The sequence below is a fragment of the Ructibacterium sp. SJQ-7 genome (assembly GCF_054696575.1).
This window is the reverse complement of sequence record NZ_CP195193.1, coordinates 1,739,263-1,763,399: the sequence shown is the minus strand read 5'-3', so window position 1 is coordinate 1,763,399 and position 24,137 is coordinate 1,739,263. Positions and strand designations below refer to the sequence as shown.

Here is a 24,137-nt window from a genome sequence, read left to right as displayed (position 1 = left end):
TTTTATTGAAAGGAATTGATTTAATATGTCTAAGACATTACCTTTTACAGGTTCCGGCGTTGCCATTATTACGCCGTTTGACGGCTTAAAGACAAATTATGATGAACTTGGAAAATTAATTGAATATCATATTGAAAACAATACAGACGCAATTATAATTTGCGGTACAACAGGTGAGGCATCTACTATGCCTGACGAAGAACATCTTGCAGCTATCAAGTACACTGTTGAAAAAGCGGCAGGCAGAATTACTGTCATTGCCGGTACAGGTTCAAATGATACTGCTCACGCAATCGAGCTTTCAAAGAAAGCCGAAGAATACGGCGTTGACGGAATTCTTTCTGTTACTCCGTATTACAACAAGACTACTCAAAAGGGACTTATTGCTCACTTTACGGCTATTGCCAATGCAATCAAAATCCCTGTTATCCTTTACAACGTTCCGTCAAGAACAGGTATGAGCTTTGCTATCGACACTCTAAAGGAACTTGCAAAGGTTGAAAACATAGTTGCTATCAAAGAGGCAAGCGGAAACATCAGTTATATGGCTAAGGTTGCCGCAGAAGTACCTGATTTATACATTTATTCGGGTAACGACGATATGATTGTTCCTACACTTTCGCTTGGCGGTAAGGGTGTTATATCTGTTGTTGCAAACATTCTTCCTAAGGAAACTCACAACATATGTGAATACTACTTTAACGGAGAAGTGGATAAGTCAAGAGATTTACAATTAAAAATGCTTGACCTTATCAACAACCTATTTATCGAGGTTAACCCTGTTCCGATTAAGACTGCTATGAATTTGTTAGGCTTCAACGCAGGCAACTTGCGTATGCCTCTTGTTGATATGGACAGTGCAAACCTTGAAAAACTGAAAAAATCTATGACTGATTTCGGTATGAAACTTGCATAAAGGAGCAACGGACTAATGACGAAAATTATTATGAACGGTTGTAACGGTAAAATGGGGCAGGTTATTACCCGTCTTGTCAGTGAGGACAATGAATGTGAGATTGTTGCAGGCTTTGACGTAAATGATTCTATTGAAAATACTTATCCTGTTTTCACAAATCCAGATGAATTTACAGGCGACGCCGATGTTATAATCGACTTTTCACACCCATCTGCTCTTACAACTGTACTAAACTACTGCAAAAAGAGAAAATTACCTGTTATTCTTGCTACAACAGGTTATACTGATGAGCAGAAAAAGGAATTTACAGAGGCATCTAAAGAAATTCCTGTATTTTTCTCTGCAAATATGAGTCTTGGTATCAATCTTATCATTGCTCTTGCAAAGAAAGCTACAAAACTGCTTGAAGGAAACTTCGATATTGAAATTGTTGAACGTCATCACAATCAAAAAATTGACGCTCCGTCAGGTACTGCTCTTGCTATTGCTGACGCTATTGACGAAACACTTTCTTATCCGGCTGAATATGTCTATGACAGACACGCAGTTCGCAGAAAGAGAAAGCCTACCGAAATAGGTATTCACGCAGTTCGCGGCGGTACTATTGTAGGTGACCATGAAGTTATCTTTGCAGGAACTGATGAAGTTATCGAATTAAAGCACAGCGCTCACAGTAAAGAAGTTTTTGCAGTCGGTGCAATTAAGGCTGCAAAGTTTATGAGTGACAAACCTGCCGGAATGTACAGCATGAATGATTTAATCAGCACACTTTAAGACAGCAATAAATTGTCATTTTTACTACAAAAAAAGAGGCTTTCGAGCCTCTTTTTTAATACATTTCATCAGCTATATTTACAATTTCAATACCAACATTTTCCGCATTACGAAGCGTAAAACCTGTTCCGCTTTTCTGCATAAGACAAAATGCAATACAAAATGATGAATCTTTAATCATCTTCAAATTTCTCAATTTCATACAATCGTCCGTATACACGCTTTCGGTAATATAAATTATCTTATCGGCTTTTGAAAGTACCATTCTGTATCTGAATTGTTCGCTCTCTTTCCACATTTTACTCTGACCGTAACAGGGAAGGTACATAACAAGTTTTATATTCTGATATTTCTCACGCATTTCAATTACAGTTTCTGCGGCTATTGTATCAAAACCAAGTGCACCGCCGTCTATAAACGTATTAACATCGTATTCGGTAATCATTTTTTCTATATTCTCGGCAAGTTGTGCCTTTACAATTTCAATTTTTGATTGTGCTATTTTTCTGTGTCCCGTAAAAAAGCACGTCTTGCTCTTATCCACAAAATCACCTCTGAAATATTATACACTTATGATATGATTTTTTCAAGTGTTATCTTGCCAAAAAATACATTGAGCCGACAATCGTTACAAACGCAAGAACAAACAAACTTATACCGCCTAATTTATTATTATCCTTTAAATTATATACTCCGTAGCTGACTACTGAAGTAGTACATACTAAAATTACCATTATAACCAATACATTTCTTACCATTTTATTCCCTCACAATCAATCCTGTTCTTCTGACTTTAAAGTTGGTACACACAGAGAATTTGTATTCGCTCCAGCCGACGTTTTTTTTGAACCAATTATATTGATTATTTGTTAAAAACTTGTATTTTACCTTTTCATTTAATTTTAAAATGTCACTATTATACTTTTTTGTAAAGTTATTTATAAATTCTGTACAAGCACTGCTCGTATAATTTGCTACATCTCTTTCAAAATCTTCGATTTTATTTTCTACATTATAGTCTGCCGGCAGGGAATAAAGGTCACTTTCTATATACAACTCTATATCAACGGTCTTTTTATCAGTATCAATTTTGTATTTTGGCTTTTTCTGTTGGGTTGTTTTTACGGTTATCGGAATATCGGGAGTATCATTATTATAATAAGTAAGATAACTATAGGTATAGTCACCTTTTAATATCTTACATATTTCAGTTTCAACTTCACCAAGTTCACCGACCATTTTATCCTTTTCAAACACAGCCGCACCTATTGCTTCAGCTTTATTTTTCTTTTCAATAGCTGTCTCACCGCCAACATAGTTTTTTATATCATATTCATACTTACTTGTGTTTTTTTCTGCATCTTTTTCTTTCTCATTTTCATCTTTATCATCTGAACTTTTACTTTCAAAACTGTCCAAGCTCTCCGAACTACCCTCCGAGCCTTCATTTTGACCGTCTTTTGACTGTCCTTTATCATCATTTTGACTGTTACCGCCTGCTCCCTCAATTACACCCGCAACAGGCAATATACTATCATAGTTATCTGTATATAAACCCGTAAAAAACTCTCTTAATTGACCGTCAGGAATACCTACAAGCTGATTTTTTTGGTATATTAGCTGATAATATTGTGCAGGGTTTACCTCCATTTCAGGATTTACCGATGTCAAATAGTCATTTGCGGTCGTATTTGCCACCGCTATGAACACATCAGGTCTGATTTCTTCACTTCTCACAAGTGTTTCTATCATATCTTTAACGCCCTTTTCGGCTATTTCTTTTGAAAATACTATCAATTTTGCATGTGACATAGAAAAGCTTTTACTTACTATATTATTCGCCAAGCCGACACCGGCGTATATATTAGGTGCCTCAATAGTTACGTTGTCAACTATTTCACTGCCTGCTTTTCCGCCTGATTCCGACGCTCCTCCGCTTATTTGAGTGGTGTTCGCATACTGAATTGTTATTTTATAATTATCGTCATCTGTACTGTCTATACCAAGTGCAACCACATATGCGATTTCATTCGGCTCTTTTCCTGTACAGCCTGTGAGGAGTGTTGTTAAAACAACTACTATAATAGTTATAATTATTCGTATTCTACTCACTTTCACCACTCTCCTCATTTACAGTTCGTTTGTTATATATCTTTTTTGAATAAAATCCGAACAAAATAGGCAATAAAAATGCCACGGGGTATACTATTATGTTTTCCAACCGTTCAGATTTAACCAAATCCACAACAGAACTCGGCAATACAGCCACAATTCCGCTTATTATCACAACAGGAAGTATAAGTGGTTTATAATATTTAAGGTCAAATGTTATCTGCCACACATAACATAATGCATATACGTAGATTGATGAATATATAAGCACAAGAATTGACCATATAAATTGGAATATTACCTCAAATCTGCTGAAAAAATTACCCAAATATATCACTCTCGACAGTTGATACACGGGAATCATAAATTCTCTTGAAACCGGATAAGGATAAATTAAGCAATATGACAGTAAAATGACTACTCCAATAGTTGCACTTATATAAATTGCTCTCCAACCACTCTTTTTTGCTTCTGACGTATTCTCACAATAGGGAAGCAAAATGTTCAACAACAATATATCCGAAAACAGTGAAATTGTATTTATTCCTTTGACCGTTATACTATAAATGCCATTGCCGAGTATCGGAAATATGTTATTTATATTGAAATACGGTATCAAAAGTATCAACGACAGCAGCAACACTATTCCGGCAAGCGGCATAAACATATTATTTACTCTTGCTATCGGTTCAAGACCTATATATGCACCTATTCCTATAGCAAGCATAAAAATCGGTATTATAAATTCTATTTTGAAGTCCTGCAATAGTACTATTTTGACTGTTTCGGGGAAAATTCTTATAATTGACGAATAATTTATCAATAAAACTACAAAAACAACAACTCCGACTATTATTTTAAGCCACTTTTTACCTATCATTTCAGCAAGCTGTATTATATTTTTATTACTTCTGTATAGTTTTGTTGTAATCCAAAACAGTCCTATTACAATCAACGTATTGTATATACACTCTATCCATGCCGCATTTCCGCTGTTTATAATCATTACTTTAGGAAATGTCAAGAGCATTTTTACCGATATTACATTAATGAGCAGTGTCGTCATTTTCTTTCTGTCTATCATAACTACTCCTTCTAATGTTTCACGTGAAACATTTATCGTGTATTCTTTTTAATTTTCCAATTACGGCTTATCTTCGGTTCTTCTGCATTTTTTTTAGTTTTTAGAAAATCCGGACGATATTCTTTCTTCCAAATAGGATTTTCAAATATAGAATTAGTCATACTTCTGTTATTAACCTTTGGAATAGGGGATAAATATGGTATTCCAAAACTTGTTTGCTTTGCAACATACAAGCTATATATAAAAATACCTATTGCAATTCCGTAAAACCCCATTACAGCTGCCAAAGCTATAAAAACAAGTTTTAAAATTCGATAACCCCAACTAAGTGAATAATCAGACGTTGCAAATGAACCGATACCTGTTATAGCGATAATTATAATCATAATAGGACTTACTATTTTTGCACTGACTGCGGCTTGTCCTAAAATCAAACCTCCGACAATACCCAGTGTTGAGCCTATAGGGTTTGGCATTCGTATTCCTGCCTCTCTTATCATTTCAAACGATATATCCATTAACAAAAATTCCACTATACTTGGAAAAGGTACGTTTTCTCTTGCCGCACTGATTGAATATAACAAATAAGTCGGTATGATTTCTTGATGAAACAGGGTTATAGCAAGGTATAATCCGGGAAGCAGAATAGAGAAGAACATTGCTAACATTCTGATTATTCGTGACATATTTGCATACGGTACACGCAAGTAATCATCAGAAACTGCGTGAGTAAGTTCAAAAGCGTTTGTCGGCATTATCAATGCTCTCGGACTGCCATTTAAAATCAGTACAACACGACCTTCGGTCAATGCTCTTGCTGCTCTGTCCGGTCGTTCCGTTGCAAAAATGTGGCTTGTAAGTGAAAAAGTCTTATCTTCAAGCATCATTGCAACTTCTTCGATTGCAATTACGTACTGTAAATTGATACTGTTAAGCCTTCTTCTCACTTCGTCAACAATATCATTGTTAGCAATATCGGAAATATACAAAATTACACCTCTTGTTTTACTGACACTTCCTATTTTAATGCCTTCCGCAATAAGTTTTTCACTTTTAATTATTTTTCTGACAAGAGCAGTATTATTTCTAAGCATTTCTGCAAATGCCTCTTGCGGTCCGTAAATAGACTGTTCATTTTCAGGTTTACCGATACTTCGCGTACCCCATTCACGAACATCAAGTGAAAAACCTTTTGAAAAACCGTCTACAAACACAGCACAACCACCAAAATTAACTTCTTCAAATATAGTATCCATACTGTTTGTAGTTATTGCCTGCGAATGTGCAATAAATCTGTCTATTATTTCAGTTTCATAACTGTATATCTTGTCATCTGAAAAATAGGGGATTTCAAGCAATGTCTTTATTATCGCCAAATCAACCATATCTGTACTTACCATACCGTCGATAAATACGATAAATGCTTTGCGTCCCTCTTTTAAAACAAGCTCGCGTATTACTATATCGTTATTAATAGGTACGTTAAATCTGTTTCGTACGTACGAAAGGTTTTCTTCATAGCTTTTTGATACAGTATCATTTGCTGTTGTTTCGGTTTTTTCATTTCGCACATCGTATTCTATATCGTTACTTTTATTTTTTAACTTAAAATCATTTTCTTGAGCAGTAGGAGAGAATATTACATAATCTTTTATTTTTCTAAATAAACTGTTCATTTTAATCCTCCGTTAAATATATCATATATATTATGGTATCACTTTTTGAAAATTATACATATGTTTCACGTGAAACATTACATTTGTGTTAAATCTTCAATATGTTTCACGTGAAACATTTACAAATAAAAATTTTATGATATAATGATATATAGAAATAAATTAAAAAGTGGAGATTATTATGACAAAAATAATTGCAATAACAAATCAAAAGGGTGGTGTGGGTAAAACAACCACTTCTGTTAATCTGTCATCATGTCTTGCATATGAAAATAAAAAAACTCTGCTTATAGACTGCGACCCTCAAGGTAATTCGACAAGCGGTCTTGGTATTGAAAAAGATGATTATGAATTATCAATTTATGATTGTTTTGTTGACAGTTCTAAAACAAAAGATGCTGTAATCAAGACAAAATATAATAATTTGTATATCATTCCGTCATCTTCAGACCTTTCTGCTGCTGAAATTGAGCTTGCATATGAAGATAAGCGTGAGTTTTTCTTGAAAAATGCCATTGATATGATTAAAGAAAACTTTGACTATATTATAATAGATTCACCTCCTGCACTCGGAATGATTACTATTAATATTATGACTGCGTCAGATTCCGTATTAATTCCGATACAATGCGAATACTATGCACTTGAGGGTTTAAGTCAGCTTATTACCACAATTAAGACAATCAAAAAGAAACTTAATCCGCAAATTGAAATTGAGGGTGTTCTCGGAACTATGTATGACGGTAGAACAAATCTTTCAATACAGGTGCTTGATGAAGTTAAAAAATACTTTCCGGATAAGGTTTATAAAACGATTATTCCGCGAAATGTTCGTTTAAGTGAATCACCGTCTTTCGGTGAGCCTATAATAAACTATGACAGAACCTCTAAAGGTGCAGACGCATATATGGCTCTGGCAAAGGAAGTTATACGAAACAATAAATAACTTAATTAATGTCAGTAAAGGAGTGAGCATATGGCTAAAAAAGGTTTAGGCAAAGGGCTTAATTCTCTTTTTAATGAAGAAGATATTGAAGAAGTTACTTCCGATATTACTAAATCTTCAGAGGGGGACATAAAAAAAGTGCGTATGTCCCTGATTGAGCCTAACAAAAAACAACCGAGACGTCATTTTGACGAAGAAAAAATAACGGCTCTTGCAGATTCTATTAAGGAACATGGACTTATTCAACCTATTATAATAACACCGTCCGACAATAATATGTATAAAATCGTTGCCGGTGAAAGACGTTGGAGAGCCGCAAAAAAGGCAAATTTAAAAGAAATTCCGGCAGTTATACGAAAATACAGCGAAGAACAAGTTGCTGAAATTGCTTTGATTGAAAATTTGCAGCGTGAAAATCTAAATCCGATTGAAGAGGCTATCGGTTATAACTTATTGATGGACGAATTTAATCTTACTCAAGAACTTATAAGTCAGAGAGTAGGAAAGAGCAGAAGTGCAATCGCCAATTCATTAAGACTTTTGTCACTTGAGGACGAAATTCAGAAAATGCTTATTTTAGGTACTTTAACAAGCGGTCACGCACGTGCGATACTTTCGCTTGATGATAAAGAACTGCGAATAGCACTTTCAAAACGTATTATCGAAGATAACTTAAATGTAAGACAAGCCGAGGCTCTTGCAAAGCAACTTCAAAAGAAAAAGCCACAGAAGAAAAAAACTGAAAAAACGGCTTATGACATTGAAATTGAGAAGATACAAAATACATTATCTTCTGCAATGGGTACAAAAGTAAGAATCAATCATACCGCTAAAAAAGGTAAAATTGAAATTGAATATTACGGAAACGAAGATTTAGAACGTGTTCTTGGATTTTTTAATATAAAAGGAGAATAAGAATGAATATTGATACAAATACACTTATTTTTATTGCTCTTGCAATAATGATGATACTTATAGTTATTTGTTTCATCTGCAACAGCATTAATTCATCAAAAATCAACACACTTATGGATTATTCCGATGAAGGCGATATTATAGGTGCTTTAAAAGATTACTACGATAAAGTTGATGATTTATCAAAGACTGTAAATGATACATCAGACGCGGTTTTGATGTCGCGGCTTGCAAATTGTGAAAATGATTCTAATATTTCACTAAAAAAGGTAGCTGTTGTTAATTTTGACGCATTTGACGATGTTACAGGAAAACTAAGCTTTGCACTTGCTATTTTAAATAACAACAACGACGGTATCATTTTAACATCGCTTTACGGACACAATTCATGCAATACATATGTGCGTGAAATTGTAGGCGGTCAGACACCTATAAAACTTCTTGATGAAGAAAATGCTGCACTTGAAAATGCAAAAAGTAAACTAAAGAGGACTGAAAACAATGGCTAATAAGAATGATAACAAATCTATGTTTCTCTACACCGCTTTAATATTTATAGTTGCGGTATTGCTGATTATTTTTTCATTTTTAGGTCAGACAAATATGCAAAAAAATCAGCCTCAAGTTAGTGAATCACCGGATAAAGAAATGAGTATTTCCGAAAAGGCATCAATACTTAGTGAAGAAAATACAGTTTTACTTGAAAACAACAATAATCTAAAAAAAGAAAATCAAGAATTATCCGAAGAAAATATACAGCTTAAATCGGATAATGAATCACTTACACAAAAACAGTCACAAAATGATTTATTACTGAGTGCAAACGGTTATTTTACACTCGGTAATAATTCAATGGCACTTGAAACACTTGATAAAGTTAATTACAACGATCTTTCAAGTGACCAAAAAATTATATACGATAACATTAAAAATAATATAAATTAAAGAAAGGATAAATTTAAGATGTTAGACATTAAAGTATTAAGACAAGAACCTGAACGTATAAAGGAGGCTTTAAAAAAGCGTTTCAATCCGCTTGATATTGAACCTGCTATAGAACTTGATAAGCAAAGACGTGCAATTCTTGCAGAAGTTGAACAGAAAAAAGCTAAACAAAACGAAATTACAAAGCAAATTCCTCAAATGAAGAAAAACGGTGAAAATACAGACCAAATATTTGCCGAAATGAAGAAATTGAGTAATGATATTAAAGCTGACGATGAGAAGGTAAGGGATATTGACGAACAGTTAAGAAACTTTATGCTAAGGATTCCTAATATTCCTAATCCTGAAGTTCCGGTAGGTAAGGACGATACAGAAAACGTTGAACTTAGAAAGTTCTCTGAACCGAGAAAGTTTGATTTTGAACCAAAGGCTCACTGGGATATCGGTACAGATCTTGATATTCTTGATTTTGAACGCGGTACAAAAATTGCCGGTACTCGTTTCACAGTATATAAAGGTCTTGGTGCAAGACTTGAAAGAGCCGTTATTCAGTTCTTCCTTAATACTCACACAGGAGAATCGGGCTATACTGAAATCTTCCCACCGTATATGGTAAACAGAGCATCAATGACAGGTACAGGTCAGCTGCCTAAATTTGAAGAGGACGCATTTAAGGTTGTAAACAACGGCTTTTTCCTAATTCCTACGGCAGAAGTTCCTGTAACAAATCTTCACAGAGATGAAATTCTAAGCGGTGACCAACTTCCTATTAAATATACTGCTTATTCGGCTTGTTTCAGAGCAGAGGCAGGCAGTGCAGGCCGTGACACAAGAGGTCTTATCAGACAGCACCAATTCAACAAAGTTGAACTTGTTAAGTTTGTAAAGCCTGAAACAAGCTATGACGAACTTGAAAAACTTACAAACGACGCTGAAAAGCTACTTCAAAAGCTTGGACTTGCTTACAGAGTTGTATGCTTGTCAACAGGTGACCTTGGTTTCTCATCGGCTAAGACATATGATATTGAAGTATGGATGCCAAGCTACGGCAGATATGTTGAAATTTCTTCATGCTCAAACTTTGAAGATTATCAGGCAAGACGTGCCAATATCAAATATAAGGAAACACCGAAGGATAAGGCTCAATTTGTTCATACACTTAACGGCTCAGGTCTTGCAGTCGGCAGAACTGTTGCCGCAATTCTTGAAAATTATCAGAATGAGGACGGTACTGTAACAGTTCCTGAAGTTCTTGTTCCTTATATGGGTACAGATAAGATTTCTAAGTAATTTTGATTTTGTAAATAGGCAAGCCATGGCTTGCCTCAGCGTGTAGACAAAAGTGTCTACACGCTGGCAGAGGTCGAGAAATTAGTTCGAATTTTGTGAAAATGAACTCGTCGGCGTACGTTGGTACGTTAGAGTTTATTTTCGCAAAAAGTGCACAGGCAAGCCGTATATCGAAGATAGGCTTGTCTGTTATTTGTTATAGCTAAAAATTAAATTATAAAATATAAAAAATAATGTTTTGCACGTTCCGGACAATTTGTCGACAGTCTGAGGCAAGCCATGGCTTGCCTATTATTGTATTTATCAACATTACAAAACAGTCAAAATTAATTTTTCCACGTTTGTGTTGATAACCTATATTGTGTTTGTAATATTTCTGTAACACAAGATATAGTTGTGGTATTATGTAAACTAATTTATGGTTAAATTTGACTTATCAACACCTTAATTTTACCACTTATCCACTCAAAAATGACGTAGACAAGCCATTTATTTTGAGTTATCCACGTTATCCACACAGTTATCCACACAGTGTGTGAACATTACCGTTTATAAAAAATCGCGTAGATATGCGATTTTTTAAGGTTTACATTTTAATATTACACTATTGTTACAAATATTACGCAAATATGTGGAAAAAGTGTGGATAACTGATGATAACTCACCGCAAATTACGGTTTTAAGGCGTTTTTTGGTGTTTATAACACCTTGAAAGTTATCCACACTGTGTGTATAACTTGTAGGATAACCGTATAAACTAATTTATTTGAATCTCGGAGGTAATTATTTATGATTACACCACGTTTAAAATGTATAATAGACCATACAAAAGGGAATAGAATCGCCGATATTGGTACTGACCACGCATATATTCCTATTTATCTTGTTGAAAATGATTTAGCCGAATACGTTATTGCAGGCGATGTAAGACAAGGACCGGTTGATATTGCAAAGGCTAATGTTGAAAAGCATAAACTTTCTGATAAAATTGAGGTAAGACTTGGCAGCGGTCTTTCAGTTATTAAAAAAGGTGAGGTTGACACCGTTATAATTGCCGGTATGGGCGGTCAGCTTATCAGTGAGATTTTAAGTGCAGATATAGAAAAGGTGAGAGAATGTAATCTTGTACTTCAACCGATGAATGCACAATATGAGCTTAGAAAGTATCTTATTTCAAACGGCTTTTCTATTACGGACGAAGATATTGCCATTGAGGGATTTAAGGTTTATAATGTAATGAATGTTATAAACAAACCTCAAAAGGAATTTGATAACGATATTGAATATCATTTACCGAAATATCTTGTAAATCATAAGTATTATAAAAATCTCTATGATAAAAAACATCGTGAATTTGTCAAGGTTATAACAGGTCTTGAAAATTCAAAAGACGTTGATGAGGATAAACTCAATAAATATAAATACTGGCTAAAGGAATTGAATAAATATGAAAGCTAAAGAAATAATTAAAATAATTGAGAATGTATGCCCCGAAAGATTGGCGTATTCATGGGATAATGTCGGTCTTTTGTGTGGTGATGAAAATAAGGACGTAAAAAAGGTATTTGTAACGCTTGATACTAATATCAATACCGTTAAAGAGGCTATATCAAAAAATGCCGATATGATTGTTTCACATCACCCAATACTGCTTGGCGGTATAAAGAGAATTGATTATTCCACATCTGTGGGACAAATGCTTAAATTGCTTATTGAAAATAATATACCTCTTTTTGCCGCTCATACTAATATGGACACAGCTAAAGGCGGTATAAATGATAAAATTGCCGAAATATTTGAACTTACAGATGTTAAAATACTTGACCAACATACCGATGATTCTTCGGCAGGTTTGGGACGATACGGCAGACTTGAAAAAACGATTAAATTCGGTGATTTTGCAGAACATTGTAAAAAGATACTCGGCACACCTTTTTTGCGTGTTTCCGGCAATTTTGAAAAGGATATTAATACAGTTGCAGTTGCATCGGGCAGCTGCAGTGAAATTATTCCGATTGCATTTGAAAAAGGTGCGGACGTTATTATAACAGGTGATATGAAGTATCATAATATGATTGATATGACCGAACTTGGAATATGTGTTATTGACGCAGGTCATTATCCTACTGAAATATGTGTTATGGATATATTTGAAGATATTTTGAAGGATAATGATATTGAAATAATAAAATCAGAAAATAAGGATATTTTTAAACTTGTTTGACATAATTTAAAATATATTGTATAATATTTTAAGAGTAAGTCAGATAATCGCGCCGTTTACGGTGAGGAAAGTCCGGGCTTCACAGAGCAGGGTGCCGGCTAACGGCCGGTAAAGGTGACTTTAAGGATAGTGCAACAGAAAATAAATGCCTTGATTTATTAAGGTGATTGTGGAAATGTGCGGTAAGAGCGCACAGGGAAGATGGCAACTGAATTCCCGTGTAAACCCCACCTGAAGCAACTTTGGGAATGTTAAGCTTGCTCGGCGTATTCCCTTGAAAGGCTTGAGCGTATAGGTAACTGTACGTCGAGATAGATGATTATCTAATACAGAACCCGGCTTATAGATTTGCTCATTTTAAGAAATGCCTTTAGGCATTTCTTTTTTTATTCCACCACTCCGTCACTTCGTGACACCTCTCCTCAAGGAGAGGCTTTTGTCTACCATCATATTCTTCGTAGGGGCGATCATCGGTCGCCCCTTTTCTAATTTCACACGGGCGGCCAATGACCGCCCCTACTAACATTTTTATAACGCCATTCCGCTTTTGGCTCCCATTGAGGGGAGCCGACAACGCAGTTGACTGTGGGGTGGCTTGTTATAACTTTCATACGAGCTTAATCATTTTTTGTCATAAATATATCATTCTTATAGGGCGGCTTCATTAACGTCCCTTTTTATCTAACCTTTTTCTTTCCGTAGGGGCGATCATCGGTCGCCCCTTTTCTAATTTTACACGGGCGGCCAATGACCGCCCCTACGATTATTTTTACTCCACGAAAAAAAAGGGATTATCGTAGATAATCCCTTTTAATCATATCACCATACCGCCGTCAACGTTGACAACCTGACCTGTTATAAAATCCGCATTTTCGCTTGCAAGAAATCTTACCGTCTTTGCAATCTCCTCCGGTTTACCGAGTCGTTCAAGCGGTGTTTCTTCACAAAGGCAATCAAAATCTTCTTTTGTCAAATGGCCGTTCATTTCAGTTTCAATAACTCCGGGTGCAACACAATTTACACATATACCCGACGGTCCCAGTTCCTTTGCAAGTGCTTTTGTAAAGCCTATAACCGCCGCCTTTGCGGCACTGTAATGAACCTCACAGCTGCCTCCGGTAACACCCCACATTGACGAAATATTAATAATTTTACCGCTATGTTTATAAATCATATCATCAACAAAAGCCTTTGTAACGAGATACATACTTTTCATATTCACATCAAACATTCTGTCCCAATCATTTTCAGTTATATCTGTAAACAGTTTTTGTTGTGAAATACCTGCATTATTCACAATTACATCTATTTTACCGTAATTTGTGTGAATAAATTCAGCCATATCATTTACTTGTTTAGAGTCTGAAACATCTGCTTTTACTATAACCGCACCTGTTTCATTTTTTATCTTTTCCGCCTCATCACTGCTTTTGTTATAATTCAAAAAAACTCTGTATCCGTTATTTAAAAATTCATATACACAAGCCTTACCTATTCCGCGACTTCCGCCTGTTATCAAAACATTTTTCATAATCTTTCCTTCTTATTCTTCTTCCGGTTTCATTTTAGGTATAAACACCCTTGATGTCTTTTTTTCAATAACCTTGTTTGCACGTTCAACAGCCTGTTCCATACAATATTCCTGACAGTCAAGTTTTTTCTTTCCGCGTCTGTCTTTTGTATAAACACCGTCATGCTGAATATGTGCACGCATTGTATCGCTAAGCTGTACATCAAGCACGTTTATAACTTCTTTTTTCAAATTTTCATCATCAATAGGGAACATTATTTCAACACGTCTGTTAAGATTTCTCTGCATCCAATCGGCACTTGCACAGAACACATTTTCTTGACCGTCATTATAGAAATAATATATTCTTGTATGTTCAAGGTATCTGCCGACAATAGAACGAACCGTAATATTTTCCGACAAATCCTTTACACCTGCTCTCAAGGCACAAATTCCGCGCACAATCAAATCAATCTTAACACCGCTGCAGCTTGCTTTATATAAAAGTTCAATAATTTTAGGGTCAACAAGCGAATTAACCTTTGCAACTATTCTTGCTTTACGTCCTTCTTTTGCGTGTTTAATTTCACGTTCAATCATTTCTTCCGTCTTTTTTCTTAGCCATAGAGGTGCAAGAATAAGTTTGTTCCAGTGTGACGGCTCTGAAAAGCCCGAAATCATATTAAAGAATGCACCGGCATCATCACCGATTGGTTTTGAACAAGTCAAAAGTCCCATATCGGTATAGAAATTGGCGGTTATATCGTTATAGTTACCAGTTCCGAGATGAACATATCTTCTGATACCGTCCTCCTCACGTCTTACTATTTCGGTAATCTTTGAATGTGTTTTAAGTCCCAAAAGTCCGTATATAACATGACAACCGGCTTTTTCAAGTTTTCTCGCCCAAATAATATTATTTTCTTCATCAAATCTTGCCTTTAATTCAACAAGTACGCTCACTTGCTTACCGTTTTCCGCCGCACGCGAAAGCGCCTCTATAATAGGCGAATTTCCGCTTACTCTGTACAATGTCTGTTTAATTGCAAGCACATTTTCATCAACTGCCGCCTGTTTTATCAAATCAACTATTGTTGAAAAACTGTCATATGGGTGATGAAGAAGTATATCGCCCTCACGGATTTTTTCAAATAAATCAACATTTTTAAGTTCAGGTCTTACCTGTGATTTAAACGGCTTATATTTATACTTGTCAAATCCGTCCTCCGAATACAGCTTATTCAAGAAAGTAAAATCAATAGGTCCGTTGATTTTATAAATATCATCATTCTTAACTTTCAATTCTTTCTTTAAAATTGAAAGCAATTCACTTTTAACCTTACTGTCCACTTCAAGACGGATTACACCGCTTCTTTCACGTTCCTTAAGGCTCTTTTCAATTTCAATAAGCAAATCTTCACTGTCGTCCTCATCAATAGGAATATCCGCGTCACGCATAACTCTGTATGAATACGAGCAAAGCACGTCATAACCCATAAACAGCATAGGCAAAAACTCCTGTACTATTTCTTCAAGCAGAATAAATTGTTTTTTACCGTTTTCTGACGGAAGTTTTACTATACGTTTAAATACTGACGGTATCTGTACCGTTGCAAAAGCCTGCTCCTTGTTTTCCTTTTTGATAAGTGCACAAATGTTAAGCACCTTATTTTGAATAAGCGGAAACGGTCTTGACGAATCAACTGCCATAGGCGTCAAAACAGGGTATATTTCATTTTTGAAATACTTTTCAATAAACTCCTTTTGTTCTTCCGAAAGCTGATTTCTGTTTAAGATTGATATGTTTTCAACAGCCAGCTGCGGCAGAAGTAATTTTTCATATGTACTATACTGCATATCAACCATATTATGAGTTTTTTCAGATATTTTTTCAAGCTGTTCGTGAGGTGTAAGTCCGGACGCGTCTTTTTTCTTATAGTCGGAAATCTCCATATTTTTAAGTGACGCAACACGTACCATAAAAAATTCATCAAGATTTGAGCTTGTTATGGCAAGAAATTTAAGTCTTTCAAATAACGGATTTTCTTTATCCCTTGCTTCATGCAATACACGCAAATTAAAATCAAGCCAAGAAAGTTCTCTGTTTATATAGTTTTCGCTTTTATTATAGTCCTGCATAATCATTTCAATCCTTTCTTCAAAAGTACGGCTTTGATACCAAACACTTCTTCAAAAAATTCCTGTGCTATGTTAAATTCACGTTCTTCAAGACTTATATCACTGTCCGTATAAGCGGTTATCGTAAGTATTCCGTTTCTTATTGATGTTTTGATTTCGTCTATTTTTTGATTGTATTCAACATCAAGTGACTTGGCAAGTGAAAGTATTGCCGCAAGTTTTGAAATAAGCAATCTTCTGTTCTTTGAATATACGTTGTATTCATTAAAATCAAAAATACCGTTTTGGAACAGCACCGCACCCGATATTACTTCGTGTTCCTTTTGTGACAAACCTATAATAGGATTTGATTTTACAATGTCGTATGAATATTTGCTGTAATCGTTTATATTTATATAGTAACCCGTATCCGCAAATATTGACGCAACTTTAAGCAATACCGCGTGACGCTTTGAAAGTCCGAACTTTTTAGAAAGCGTTGCCATTATATTTACTCCGAACTCCATAATTTTAGTATAATGGCGGTGGCTTACATCATATTTGCCTGCATAATATTTTGCACTTGATATAATATCATCTGTAAATATATGCTTTGTATGCGTATAAGCATTTTTTTCGACATATTCGACAAGTATTCCGTCAACAAGTGATATTTCAGGTGCAATGATTATCTGATTTTTGTCTTTTGACATAAACATCTTATAGAAAAGAATTGACGGCATCATCAGCTTTGCAATATCATAAGGTACTTCGTACTTGTCCTCCACATATTGCGGACCGTATTCAGATATAATCTTGTATACATCATCTATATTTTCTTCTGTTATGCTGTCCGAACTTATACCGCAGATTTTTTTGATATATCTTACTTGATTACCCATTATTACGAAATACTTATAGTTTGGATTTTTGTAGAATACCTTTTTATAGTTATTGATACCCGCCTTAATAAAATCCTCAAGCACACTTGAAAAAGAGGTTGTACTGTTTTTAACCGTTGAAAGATTTTCAAGTACACGAAGTGAACCCATAGGCAGGTTTTGAGAAAATTGAAGTTTGGACTGCTCATAATGTGATACCTGCACACTTCCCGACGCAACGTCAACCAAAACAGCACCTGCCTCGATAATATCGTCAAAATAGCTGTTGTTAAGTGCAAATGCCTTGTTATGCAAAAATCTTTCCTCTTCATTCGATATAATAGTGACCTTTATCCCCGTTCTTATATTAATCTGGTCAATTATATACTCACTGTTTGACGCCTCTCTTACGGCAGTAGTTGCATAACAGACATATTCGTCAACTCCGTAGCTCTTCATTATCCTTAAATATTCTTCAAAGCAGTTACATATCTTGTCCACAAGGTTATAGCTTATTTTTCCGACTGCATACGATTCTTTGCCTATCGACAAATCATATTTAACTGTATCAAGCACTGAAATACCGTTTTTCTTGGAAACTTCCGCTATTTTCATTGTTATTTCCGTAGAACCCAAGTCTATTGCCGCAAAAACTTTATATCTCGGCACATTTCATCATTCCTTCCTATAGTTTTGTATTAATTTCATTATACATAAAACTTAAAAAAATCTCAATATTTTTCTTGATTAATTTACTTAAATTTGATATTATAGAGTGTAGACTTAAATATAATGGCGATATGTTTGATTTTAATACAATTTGTTAACAATAATGAAAAAAGGAGGAAAATAATAGATATGGATATGTTAGAGATTTGGAATCAAGTTCTTGAAAATCTTGAAGGCAATGTATCTCCTGTCGGATTTAATATACATATAAAAACAGCAGTTCCCGTATGTTTTGAAAACTCGACTTTTACTATTTCCGTAGCTACTTCTATTAATAAAAATCTTGTAGAATACCGTTACAAAAAATACATCGAATCATCACTTGAAAAAGTTACGGGTGCTAAAATTTCACTTGCTGTTTTGGTCGGTGACGCAAACGAGTTAAAGCAAGAAATCGAATCAAAACAAAACTCGGAATATGACAACAGTGAAATAATAAGCAGTGACGGTTTAAATTCAAAGTATACATTTGAAAATTTTGTACAGGGTTCTTCAAATTTATATGCGTATACCGCCGCAGAGCAAGTTGCCAATCATCCGGGTGAAAGCAATAATCCTCTTTTTATTTACGGTAACAGCGGACTTGGAAAAACACACTTAATGCAGGCAATCGGTAATAAGATTAAAGCTAATAATCCAAATGCAAAGATAATATATGTTTCAAGTGAAAACTTTATGAATGAATTTATCACATCAATCAGAGAAAAAACAGGCGATAAATTCAGAAGTAAATACAGAGCCGCCGACGCACTTTTAGTGGACGACGTTCAATTTTTGAAAAATAAAGAGGCTACACAGGACGAATTTTTCCATACCTTTAATGAACTCTTTAATTCAAAGAAACAAATTGTTTTGACAAGTGACCGACTTCCGAACGAACTGAAAACTCTTGAAGACCGTTTAAGAACAAGATTCGGACAAGGTCTTACCATTGATGTATCCGTACCTAACTTTGAAACAAGAGTTGCAATTCTTCAGCAGAAGGCTTTGGAACATAATAAAGAAATTGACGAAGACGCATTATTATATGTAGCGGAGCATATTCGTTCAAGTGTCCGTGAACTTGAAGGCGCACTGCTTAAAATCATATCAATGTCGGAATTTAAAAAATGTAAAATAACAAAAGATTTTGCGGAAGAAGTTCTGAAAAAATTAATTCCGAAGAGCGAAACAGTAACTCCTCAGAATATTATAAAAAAAGTTTCTACTTATTATAATATTTCAGAGTCTGATATTACCGGTAAAGTTAAGACAAAAGAAATAGTAGTTCCAAGACAAATTTCAATGTACCTTTGCCGAAAGATTTTAAATATGAACGATACAAACATAGGTAAAGAGTTCGGAAAAGACCGAACAACAGTAGGACATAACATTGAAAAAATAGAGGAAAGCATCGATACTAACAGTACGATTAAATCAGATGTAAATTACATATTAAAAGACCTAAATTATAACGAGGGATAAATGTAGGGATAAGTTGTTGATAACGTGTGGATTTCTGAAGAAGGAAATTTCAGTAAAAAATCAGATTTTGATTATCCAAAGTTATCCACCGACAATACATACTGTATGTGTTGATAAAATATGGCTTGTCTATGCACTCTGAAATGACTTTTCCATCAATCCACGCTCTCTACTACTACTACTATTATATTATATATTATTTATATATAAATATATATGCAAAACGAAATTGCAGTGATATGTTGATAAATTTATACACAAGGAGATAATTAAAATGAAATTAGTATGCAGTAAACCACAACTTGTTGATATAATAAATACTGTTCAAAGAGCTATTGCTCCAAAGACATCTTTACCTATACTTGAATGTATTAAGATTGATGCTAACGGTGACGGTAATGTTGTGTTTACAGGTAACAATATTGATATATGTATAGAATATAATACCGAATGTACAGTTACAGAGGGCGGTACTATTGCACTTGCTTCAAAGATGTTCGGTGAAATTGTAAGAAGACTTCCTGACGGTGATGTTACTATAAGTGTTAATCCGTCTAACTATGTTACTAAAATAAAGAGCGGTTCAAGTGAATTTAATATTCAGGGTATTGCTCCGGATGAATTTCCGGACGCACCTATACTTGAAGAAAAGTTCAGATTTTCAATTACACAGGACGTACTTAAAAAGCTTATAAGAAAGACAATAGCGTTTGTTTCTCAAAATGAGGGTAAAAAACCTGTTTTGACAGGTGCATTGTTTGAGATTAAAAACAATTATCTTAATGTTGTTGCGTCAGACGGTCACAGACTTGCTGTTGTTAAAGAAGAAATAAATGATAATGTTGAAAACAATAAACTTGTTGTTCCGGGTATGACACTCCGCGAACTTTTGAAAATTCTTAAAGATGATGAAGAAAATGTTGATATTATAGTATCGGACAGAACTGTTTTGTTTGATTTCGGATATTATCAGGTTTATTCAAGATTGCTTGACGGCGAATTTTTGAAGTATGACGCGATTATATCGGTGGTAAATACGTTAAACGTAGTTGTTGAAAAGAGCCTTATTACCGACAGCTTGGAAAGAGCGTTGCTTTTGATTAACGATGATATATCGGCAAAATCTGAAAATAAAGTTCCTGTACGTTTTAATATCGGCTATGATAAGATTGACGTTTCTTGTATAACAGGTAAGGGACAGGTTAATGACACAGTGCCTGTTGAACTTGACGGCGATAATCTTTTGATTGGTTTTAACTGTAGATTTTTGCTTGACGCATTGAGTGCTTGTGACGAAGAAAAGGTTAAGATGGAATTTTCTGCTCCGACAAGCGGTTGCTTTATAAAGAGCGTAGAGGGTGACGACTCTTATATTTATATGATTCTTCCTGTAAGACTTTATAACTAAGAGGTGCTTTATGAAGATTAAGACAGTCAATAATTATTATACAGATGAAAATACTTATATAGTTTATGATGAAAATACAAAGAACGGTCTTGTGATTGATCCGGGATATAAGTGTGACGGAATATTGAAAGCTGCTCAGGACGACGGAGTTAATATAAAATATGTGCTTATAACTCATTGTCATTATGACCATATTTCAGATATGGAACAGCTTCGTGAAAAAACAGGCGCTAAACTTGTTTCCGGCGATAAGGCAAGCATAAATATAACAGACCCGGACATTAATTTGTCGTATTCGGGACTTGGTTATGAATTGTCGGCTGAAAAATCTGATATTGTTTTGAAAGATAATGAAGAACTTAATATTGACGGACTTAATATCAAATGTATCTATACGCCCGGTCATACAAATTGCGGTGTATGTTATTTGATAAATAATGAAAAATTGTTTACGGGCGATACATTGTTTTTAAGAAGTGTCGGCAGAAGTGATTTGCCGACAGGTGACGGAGATACTCTTGTAAAATCAATAAAGACAAGAATATATACGCTTGATGATGATACAGACGTTTTTCCGGGACATGGCGGACAGAGTTCTGTTGGGTACGAGAAAAAGTATAATATGTATATAAAGGACTAAAAAATGTTAATTATTCAAAACGGTTATAAATGTGATTACGAAATGAAGCTTTTTTATAAGCTTTATTTTGATATGAACGAAGATATATATGTGTATTCAAACTTTGAATATAAGGATAAAGTTATAAACGTGTATACGGAGATTATCTATAACGGCGATACATATTTTGACGATTTCTATTATGATTTTGATACTGAAAATCAAAAGGCACAGTTTATAAAAAAGATATTTACCGCGTCATGTACAAAGTCGTTTTGTCACGCGGCGGAAAAGATTAAGCATATAAATCTTCCTTGGGGAGTAATGTGCGGTATTCGTCCGGCTAAAATTGTCCGTGAACTTATGGAAGAAGGTCACAGTGACAGTGAAGTTGTTGAAATATTAAAGAAAATTTATGAAGTGTCCGATGAAAAGATTGACCTTGCATATAAGGTTGCAAAGAATGAAAAGATTTTGCTTGATGAAATCGGCGAAAATTCAGTAAGTATATATATCGGCATACCGTTTTGTCCGACAAGATGTTTGTATTGTTCATTTGTTTCAACAGATATACGCGTAAGCGGAAAATATATGGACCCGTTTGTGGATAAATTGCTTTTGGAGATTGATAAAACTGCGGAAGTAATTGATAAAATGGGTGCATATGTTGAAAATATATATATCGGCGGCGGAACACCGACAACTCTTGAACCGCATCACTTAAAAGCAATATTTGACAGATTGAAAGCAAATTTTGATTTTTCAAAAATAAAGGAATTTACTCTTGAGGCAGGCAGACCGGATACAATAACAAAGGATAAATTGTATGAGGCAAAACAGGGCGGTGTCAACAGAATAAGCATTAATCCACAGACTATGAACGAACAGACTTTGAAAAGAGTAGGCAGAAAGCATACTCCCGATATGGTGCGAAAATGCTTTGAAATGGCGAGAAAAATGGGCTTTGATAATATTAATATGGACCTTATAGCCGGTTTACCGGAAGAAACGGTTGATATGTTTAAGTACAGTCTTGATGAAGTAATTAAACTTGATCCTGAAAATATAACCGTTCATTCAATGTGCGTAAAAAGAGCGGCTTCACTCAGATTTTCAGATGCGGAGCTTGCAAAAGCAAATGATATGAATGAAATGCTTTCATATACTCAAAAACATATGGAGAAAACAGGCAGAAAACCTTATTATATGTATCGTCAAAAAAATATTTCGGGTAATCTTGAAAATGTCGGTTATGCAAAAGACGGCTGTATGAGTACATATAACATAAACATTATGGAGGAAAAACAGACTATTATTGCACTTGGCGGCGGCGGTTCTACTAAAATTGTTATGGACGACAGAATTGAGAGAGTATTTAATTTTAAAGACCCTCTTGAATATATAAGACGTTTTGATGAAATATTGAAGAAAAAAGACGAAATACTTGATATATTGGCAGGTGAAAAAAATGGCTGACGAACAAACTTTAAACCATATAATGAATGAGTACGAAGAACTTCGTATCAGTGCGGCTAATGAAAGAAAAAAACGTATTGACGAAGTTAATAAAAAAATTCCGCGAGTGGCTGAAATTGACAGAGAGATTTTTCAATGCGGTATGGAAAATACTAAAAGAATATTTAAAAATCCCGATAAGGCTGATGAATATAACAGGGATTTTAAAGAAAATCTAAGAAAACTCGAAAATGAAAAGAGTAATCTGCTGAAAGTAAACGGAATTTCTGCCGATTATAATAAATATAAATATAAGTGTGAAAATTGCAGTGATACAGGCTATGATAAAAACGGTAAAAAATGTCAGTGTTTCAAACAGAAACTTATAAATGCTGCATATTCAGTGTCAAATATTGAAGAAACAATAAAAACACAAAATTTTGATACATTTTCGTTTGATTATTATTCAAAAGATGTCGGTGAAAACGGTGTTTCGGTGTATGATAATATGACGAAGATATATAATAACTGTAAACGTTTCTGCGATAATTTTGATAATGAAAACAAAGGCCTTGTTTTTTACGGCTCGACAGGTTTGGGAAAAACATTTTTGTCAAGTGCCATTGCAAAAGAACTTATGGATAAGGGCAAAATGGTTATCTACATAAGAGCGACAAAACTGTTTTCAATAAATGAAGATTATAAGTTCGGCAGAAATACCGATAGGTCTGTTATTGACAATATATATAAGGCTGATTTGCTTATAATTGACGATTTGGGTACAGAGCCGTTCAATAAAAATAATCTTGCGTTTTTATTTGACGTTATTAACGAACGTACAGCAAATAATAAAAAGATTATTATTAATACTAATTTGCAAATAAGCGAAATTACAAAAATGTACAGTATGCGTTTTACTTCAAGATTGTATGAATATTTTATGATGTACAAATTTTACGGGGAAGATATACGCATACAAAAGCTAAGACGAGGATAAAATAAAGGGACTGCAAAGTGATGTGACCCCCAAAAGTTAGACTTTTTATAGCGTAGTAGTTTTAACGACTGCTA

22 protein-coding genes and 1 other RNA gene are annotated in these 24,137 nt (G+C 34.5%); 15 read left to right on the top strand and 8 right to left on the bottom strand.

Annotated features, from left to right (window positions below; genetic code table 11):
• Positions 1-25: 25 nt before the first annotated feature.
• Together dapA and dapB are read left to right on the top strand one after the other, a co-directional pair.
• Positions 26-916: a 4-hydroxy-tetrahydrodipicolinate synthase gene (gene dapA / locus ACSAMO_RS08095; RefSeq protein WP_022229824.1), complete on the top strand. Its 891-nt coding sequence runs from the start codon at positions 26-28 to the stop codon at positions 914-916.
• A gap of 15 nt (positions 917-931) precedes the next feature.
• Entirely contained in the window at positions 932-1,690 is a 759-nt protein-coding gene (dapB, locus tag ACSAMO_RS08090; protein WP_022229825.1) for a 4-hydroxy-tetrahydrodipicolinate reductase, read from the top strand.
• Positions 1,691-1,745: 55 nt separating this feature from the next.
• Here dapB and ACSAMO_RS08085 read toward each other — a convergent pair whose 3' ends face one another.
• From ACSAMO_RS08085 to ACSAMO_RS08065, 5 genes are read right to left on the bottom strand one after another with little or no spacing between them, the layout of a single operon-like run.
• The gene (locus ACSAMO_RS08085; RefSeq protein ID WP_118446754.1) at positions 1,746-2,234 is read right to left on the bottom strand and encodes an SLOG family protein; all 489 of its coding nucleotides are present in this window, start codon (positions 2,232-2,234) and stop codon (positions 1,746-1,748) included.
• Between the two features lie 49 nt (positions 2,235-2,283).
• On the bottom strand, positions 2,284-2,448 hold the full coding sequence (locus ACSAMO_RS08080; protein WP_499209080.1) for a hypothetical protein: 165 nt from the start codon (positions 2,446-2,448) through the stop codon (positions 2,284-2,286).
• A gap of 1 nt (position 2,449) precedes the next feature.
• Complete coding sequence (locus tag ACSAMO_RS08075; RefSeq protein WP_499209079.1) at positions 2,450-3,802, bottom strand: Ger(x)C family spore germination protein; 1,353 nt, start codon at positions 3,800-3,802, stop codon at positions 2,450-2,452.
• The gene (locus ACSAMO_RS08070) at positions 3,795-4,886 is read right to left on the bottom strand and encodes a GerAB/ArcD/ProY family transporter (protein WP_118446755.1); all 1,092 of its coding nucleotides are present in this window, start codon (positions 4,884-4,886) and stop codon (positions 3,795-3,797) included. Before ACSAMO_RS08070 ends, ACSAMO_RS08075 begins: the two co-directional genes overlap by 8 nt.
• Before the next feature lie 32 nt (positions 4,887-4,918).
• Entirely contained in the window at positions 4,919-6,562 is a 1,644-nt protein-coding gene (locus tag ACSAMO_RS08065) for a spore germination protein (protein ID WP_499209078.1), read from the bottom strand.
• Between the two features lie 181 nt (positions 6,563-6,743).
• Between ACSAMO_RS08065 and ACSAMO_RS08060 the strand changes: the two genes are divergently transcribed.
• The 8 genes from ACSAMO_RS08060 to rnpB all read left to right on the top strand — a co-directional run bounded on the left by ACSAMO_RS08060 (position 6,744) and on the right by rnpB (position 13,241).
• Positions 6,744-7,508, top strand: a complete 765-nt coding sequence (locus ACSAMO_RS08060; protein WP_499209077.1) for a ParA family protein — start codon at positions 6,744-6,746, stop codon at positions 7,506-7,508.
• A 30-nt stretch (positions 7,509-7,538) separates the two neighbouring features.
• Positions 7,539-8,423: a ParB/RepB/Spo0J family partition protein gene (locus ACSAMO_RS08055; protein ID WP_022229832.1), complete on the top strand. Its 885-nt coding sequence runs from the start codon at positions 7,539-7,541 to the stop codon at positions 8,421-8,423.
• Between the two features lie 2 nt (positions 8,424-8,425).
• Positions 8,426-8,932 carry a DUF4446 family protein gene (locus ACSAMO_RS08050; RefSeq protein ID WP_117968865.1) on the top strand — a complete coding sequence of 169 codons (507 nt, stop codon included), beginning with the start codon at positions 8,426-8,428 and terminating at the stop codon, positions 8,930-8,932.
• Complete coding sequence (locus tag ACSAMO_RS08045; RefSeq protein ID WP_147514764.1) at positions 8,925-9,368, top strand: hypothetical protein; 444 nt, start codon at positions 8,925-8,927, stop codon at positions 9,366-9,368. Before ACSAMO_RS08050 ends, ACSAMO_RS08045 begins: the two co-directional genes overlap by 8 nt.
• An 18-nt stretch (positions 9,369-9,386) precedes the next feature.
• Positions 9,387-10,658 carry a serine--tRNA ligase gene (serS, locus tag ACSAMO_RS08040; RefSeq protein WP_499209076.1) on the top strand — a complete coding sequence of 424 codons (1,272 nt, stop codon included), beginning with the start codon at positions 9,387-9,389 and terminating at the stop codon, positions 10,656-10,658.
• 789 nt (positions 10,659-11,447) lie between these two features.
• Complete coding sequence (locus ACSAMO_RS08035) at positions 11,448-12,116, top strand: tRNA (adenine(22)-N(1))-methyltransferase (protein ID WP_499209075.1); 669 nt, start codon at positions 11,448-11,450, stop codon at positions 12,114-12,116.
• Positions 12,106-12,882: a Nif3-like dinuclear metal center hexameric protein gene (locus ACSAMO_RS08030; RefSeq protein WP_499209074.1), complete on the top strand. Its 777-nt coding sequence runs from the start codon at positions 12,106-12,108 to the stop codon at positions 12,880-12,882. Before ACSAMO_RS08035 ends, ACSAMO_RS08030 begins: the two co-directional genes overlap by 11 nt.
• A 31-nt stretch (positions 12,883-12,913) precedes the next feature.
• An RNA gene (gene rnpB / locus ACSAMO_RS08025) (RNase P RNA component class A) lies at positions 12,914-13,241 on the top strand.
• Between the two features lie 455 nt (positions 13,242-13,696).
• On the opposite strand, the gene ymfI is transcribed toward rnpB, so the two are convergent.
• Genes ymfI through ACSAMO_RS08010 form a run of 3 tightly spaced genes read right to left on the bottom strand, consistent with a single transcriptional unit; the run spans position 13,697 to position 18,060 of the window.
• Complete coding sequence (gene ymfI, locus ACSAMO_RS08020) at positions 13,697-14,413, bottom strand: elongation factor P 5-aminopentanone reductase (RefSeq protein WP_499209073.1); 717 nt, start codon at positions 14,411-14,413, stop codon at positions 13,697-13,699.
• A gap of 12 nt (positions 14,414-14,425) precedes the next feature.
• On the bottom strand, positions 14,426-16,537 hold the full coding sequence (locus ACSAMO_RS08015) for an RNA degradosome polyphosphate kinase (protein ID WP_499209072.1): 2,112 nt from the start codon (positions 16,535-16,537) through the stop codon (positions 14,426-14,428).
• Positions 16,534-18,060 (bottom strand): Ppx/GppA phosphatase family protein, encoded by a 1,527-nt coding sequence (locus ACSAMO_RS08010; RefSeq protein WP_499209071.1) that lies wholly within the window; start codon positions 18,058-18,060, stop codon positions 16,534-16,536. The genes ACSAMO_RS08015 and ACSAMO_RS08010 overlap by 4 nt, the downstream gene beginning before the upstream one ends.
• 189 nt (positions 18,061-18,249) lie before the next feature.
• On the opposite strand from ACSAMO_RS08010, the gene dnaA reads away from it, so the two are divergent.
• The 5 genes from dnaA to ACSAMO_RS07985 all read left to right on the top strand — a co-directional run bounded on the left by dnaA (position 18,250) and on the right by ACSAMO_RS07985 (position 24,063).
• Positions 18,250-19,584: a chromosomal replication initiator protein DnaA gene (dnaA, locus tag ACSAMO_RS08005; protein ID WP_022229282.1), complete on the top strand. Its 1,335-nt coding sequence runs from the start codon at positions 18,250-18,252 to the stop codon at positions 19,582-19,584.
• Between the two features lie 274 nt (positions 19,585-19,858).
• Complete coding sequence (dnaN, locus tag ACSAMO_RS08000; protein ID WP_022229281.1) at positions 19,859-20,992, top strand: DNA polymerase III subunit beta; 1,134 nt, start codon at positions 19,859-19,861, stop codon at positions 20,990-20,992.
• Between the two features lie 10 nt (positions 20,993-21,002).
• Positions 21,003-21,632 carry an MBL fold metallo-hydrolase gene (locus ACSAMO_RS07995; RefSeq protein WP_412644591.1) on the top strand — a complete coding sequence of 210 codons (630 nt, stop codon included), beginning with the start codon at positions 21,003-21,005 and terminating at the stop codon, positions 21,630-21,632.
• A 3-nt stretch (positions 21,633-21,635) separates the two neighbouring features.
• Positions 21,636-23,087 carry a coproporphyrinogen dehydrogenase HemZ gene (gene hemZ / locus ACSAMO_RS07990; RefSeq protein ID WP_499209070.1) on the top strand — a complete coding sequence of 484 codons (1,452 nt, stop codon included), beginning with the start codon at positions 21,636-21,638 and terminating at the stop codon, positions 23,085-23,087.
• Entirely contained in the window at positions 23,080-24,063 is a 984-nt protein-coding gene (locus ACSAMO_RS07985) for an ATP-binding protein (protein ID WP_499209069.1), read from the top strand. The genes hemZ and ACSAMO_RS07985 overlap by 8 nt, the downstream gene beginning before the upstream one ends.
• The last annotated feature ends 74 nt before the right edge of the window (positions 24,064-24,137 follow it).